6 protein-coding genes are annotated in these 3,434 nt (G+C 40.9%); 4 read left to right on the forward strand and 2 right to left on the reverse strand.

The window, feature by feature from the left end; translation table 11 throughout:
* A partial coding sequence (locus IV513_RS15135; RefSeq protein ID WP_209391393.1) for a thermonuclease family protein occupies positions 1-459 on the reverse strand: 459 nt, incomplete at its 3' end.
* 228 nt (positions 460-687) lie between these two features.
* Between IV513_RS15135 and IV513_RS15140 the strand changes: the two genes are divergently transcribed.
* The 4 genes from IV513_RS15140 (at position 688) to IV513_RS15155 (ending at position 2,448) form a co-directional block, all read left to right on the forward strand.
* Positions 688-1,371, forward strand: a complete 684-nt coding sequence (locus tag IV513_RS15140; RefSeq protein ID WP_209391394.1) for a hypothetical protein — start codon at positions 688-690, stop codon at positions 1,369-1,371.
* A gap of 68 nt (positions 1,372-1,439) precedes the next feature.
* Positions 1,440-1,892 (forward strand): DUF5675 family protein, encoded by a 453-nt coding sequence (locus tag IV513_RS15145; RefSeq protein ID WP_209391395.1) that lies wholly within the window; start codon positions 1,440-1,442, stop codon positions 1,890-1,892.
* 12 nt (positions 1,893-1,904) lie between these two features.
* On the forward strand, positions 1,905-2,168 hold the full coding sequence (locus IV513_RS15150) for a hypothetical protein (protein ID WP_209391396.1): 264 nt from the start codon (positions 1,905-1,907) through the stop codon (positions 2,166-2,168).
* Entirely contained in the window at positions 2,158-2,448 is a 291-nt protein-coding gene (locus tag IV513_RS15155) for a hypothetical protein (RefSeq protein ID WP_209391397.1), read from the forward strand. Before IV513_RS15150 ends, IV513_RS15155 begins: the two co-directional genes overlap by 11 nt.
* Positions 2,449-2,712: 264 nt before the next feature.
* Here the strand turns inward: IV513_RS15155 and IV513_RS15160 are convergent, their stop codons facing one another.
* Complete coding sequence (locus tag IV513_RS15160; protein ID WP_209391398.1) at positions 2,713-3,138, reverse strand: hypothetical protein; 426 nt, start codon at positions 3,136-3,138, stop codon at positions 2,713-2,715.
* Between the last annotated feature and the right edge of the window lie 296 nt (positions 3,139-3,434).

A 3,434-nucleotide genomic window follows, 5' to 3' on the forward strand; every position in this document is an offset into this window, starting at 1 on the left:
GCTTGCTTTAGCAAAGCCATTAATTATTAGTAATTCATTCAGACATTCGCCATTAGGCAGAATGACATAAGCCAGATCTCTCAGCCAAAAGTCTGTGCGGTTGGCAAGTTCTGTTATGAGTGTTATTCTAGTACCAGGTGGACACACGTTCAAAACATAATCCAACGACATCAAACCGTATTGAAGCAGTAAACTGGCAGGTATGCCGCTTTTCGCTTCATCCTCGCGCATTTTTCTTGAAAAATGAACTTCCGGTGCATCCAAGCCGTAAAGACGAATTTCGCGCCTTTCCTGTCCAAATTCCTGTTTAACTTTTAAACTATCTCCGTCCAAGACTTCTTCCACAATCCAAAACGGCTGCTCGTGAATGTTTTTGATTTGAAAATATTTTGTTGATGGATTTTCAGTTGTGCTGCTTTCCATTTCGTTAGCATTTGCACTAATTGCTTTGTAATTCATTGTTTTACAGTATTTTAACTATTGTTTTTATAAAGATAAACAATGATATTTGTAATAGTCTAGACAACAGTGTTTTTCTCTCTTTTCTAATTTCAAAAATTTTAAACAATGGCAAGACAAAAAGGTCTTATGAAATACGTCGGTACTATTGGCGACGTTAGACATTTCAAAATCAAAGGACAAGAAGGCTTCTTCGCAGGTATGGTCGGCGGTCCGACTGCTGAACAGGTGAACAATGCGCCCGAGTTCGAAAGAACGCGTGAAAATATGAACGAATTTGGCGGCTGCGCCAAAGTCGGTAAATCGTTAAGAACGGCGCTTTCCGCTCTTATGGGAAAATTTACAGATCCTCAGGTTACAGGTCGTTTGACTTCAATTATGAAGAAAATCAACCTGGAGGACGGAACCGAAGCCAGAGGTTACAGAAAGGTGGAAGTTTCCACACAGAAAAATTATCTGCTTGGATTCGAGTTCAACAAGAATCTTTCAATCTCAGGCATCTTCAATGCTCCGTATGACATTGAGCCGGACGCCGGAAGAACTTCTTCAGATTTCATCGTGGCGGCGTTTAATCCTGCTGATTTGATTTCTGCTCCTTCAGGATCCACGCACTTCAGACTGATTAACGCTTTGGCGGTTCTTTCTGATTTTTCTTACAACCCAACTACAGGATCATATGAGCCGGATGATATGGTTAACAACGAGTTAACCAACATCGCTTATTCTCCGTACATTCCTTTGAATGCGGCTTATGCAGGTTCAACCATTACCGCGAACCTTCCGGGTGCTCCGGTGCTGGACAATAAGGTTTCGGTGGTACAGTGCATCGGGATTGAGTTCTTCCAGGAAGTGAACGGAAACTATTATCCATTTGCCTCTGGAAACTGTCTCAAAATCGAGGAAGTATTTTAGAATAAAATCTTCAAAGGCCTTCCCAAACCGGGAAGGCTTTTTTGTTTAATCTTTAAATCTTACAAAAAATGAAAGCAAAAATAATCAGGGTTGCCCAGGGCAAAAACTCTACGCTTTCCCATCTCTACATTGACGGCATTTTTCAGTGCTTTATGCTTGAAGATAAAATCCGCGAAAAGAAAATCATGAAGCAGACCGCCATTCCTGAAGGCATTTTCAAACTTCGTTTAAATACCTGGGGCGGAATGAACAAGACGTATTTTCATAAATACGGACCAATCCACAAAGGCATGATTGAGATTGCCGAACTTCCCACCTTTTCCGCAGTCTACATTCACATTGGAAATACGATTGAACATACGGCAGGTTGTCCGCTTGTCGGACTGTCATACATTAAAAAAGAAGGCGATTATCAGGTTCTGCAAAGCGTGGACGCTTACAAACAAGTTTACCGGAAACTTTACGAAGTGGCAACCGGAAAGGATAATCAGATTGAAATCAGTAACAATTTTCAATTCTAAAAAATGAACATTATGGAAAATGAAATCACAGTGAGCGTGTTCTTTGGTTTTATCAGCAGTGTTCTTTTGGCAGTAGTCGCCTACTTTATACGGCAACTGCACACCGACTTTAAAAGTATGGAAAAGGATATGACAGAGGTCAAGACAATGGCTTTAATCATCAAAACCGAGTTTAAAAATTCTCAGGATCTGCTCAATCAGAAAGTGGAATATCTCGAACAAAGGATCAATAAAATAGAGTTAAATCAATTAAAACATTCAGACAATGAAAAATAGAAACCTAAATTTAGTGGATCGCGTGTTGGAACCAACGCCAAAATGGTTCAGAATCGTTCGAAATATCGGTTTGGCTTTGTCGGCGGTTGGCGGTGTTCTTGTGGCTGCTCCGGTTGCACTTCCTGCAGCAGTCGTTTCCGTCGGTGGGTATTTGCTTTTGGGCGGTTCCATCATCGGGGCGGTCAGTCAGACTGCAATCAGTTCTGAAGAGTATGGCGAAAAATCCCAAAAATCGGGCGGAAATTCGTCCGAAAATTCACCTGCAGAATTAGACAAATAGCGTTTATCAGGCGCTTATCTTCAACGAAAATTATTCAGGCCGGTTCATAAGACCGGCTTTATTATTTGCTTTCGTCCGTTTGCAGCGTTTCTTATAAAGGGGCGAAATATGTGTGCTTTATGTTGCGTTTATCGGTTAAATTAGGGTGAATCAAGTCAAAGTCAGGGTGTGTAAAAATTAGCGAGGGCATCCGGCGGCTGGTCGGCGCGTTAAAATTTTGAAAGTCAGGCAAATAAAAAACTTCCCGAAGGAAGTTTTTGAAATTTACATTGTTAAATAATAGTGTCGGACTAATGAATGCCGCAGTTCCTGGATGGATTTGGACTGCTCTTGGATCTTCTGCTCCAATTCCCACGTGGATTTGATTTTGTTGACCATTTTTGGGTTTCTGTTGGCTTTTTCAATGCCGGGTTGAATCCATTGGAAAAGCAGTTTTTTCAAATCTGAAAGGCGAAGCATTTCAATGACTGAGCCGCAAAGGTGCGGGTGAAAGAATCCGTTTTTCCAGAGGGCGTAAAAGGTCCAGTAAACGGTTTCAATTTCTTCGGGACTGCTGCAATAATAAATAAAGCAGTTCGGGCAAGGTTGGCGTAGGGGTTTTCCTGCGTTGCGTCCTCTGTTCAGAATGTAGATTGCCTGTTCAGGCGTTTCGCGGTGCACGGCGTACGTGCGTACTTTGTTTGTAAGCATAATTTTGGTTTAAAAAATTTTGCTCCGCTGAAATATTTCTAAAAGAAAAAACAAAAAAAAAGAAAGTGCTCTACCCTCGTGGAAGGAAAATGCGATGCAATATTTTTTTGCAAAAAAGATGGACGTATCGTTTTTCACGGCTATCTTTTTTGCAAAAAACCCTTTAGGGCTTGATATTGTCGGCGCATTTTCCTGAAAACAGACCTTTACTTTCTTTTTTTTTATTTTTTCTTATCCCGAACTTTCTAAGAAGGAAATTCCAAAACTTCGATTGATGGGGATAATTGCTTGTGACA

The sequence above is a fragment of the Chryseobacterium sp. RR2-3-20 genome (assembly GCF_017808115.1).
Lineage (GTDB): Bacteria > Bacteroidota > Bacteroidia > Flavobacteriales > Weeksellaceae > Chryseobacterium > Chryseobacterium oryzae.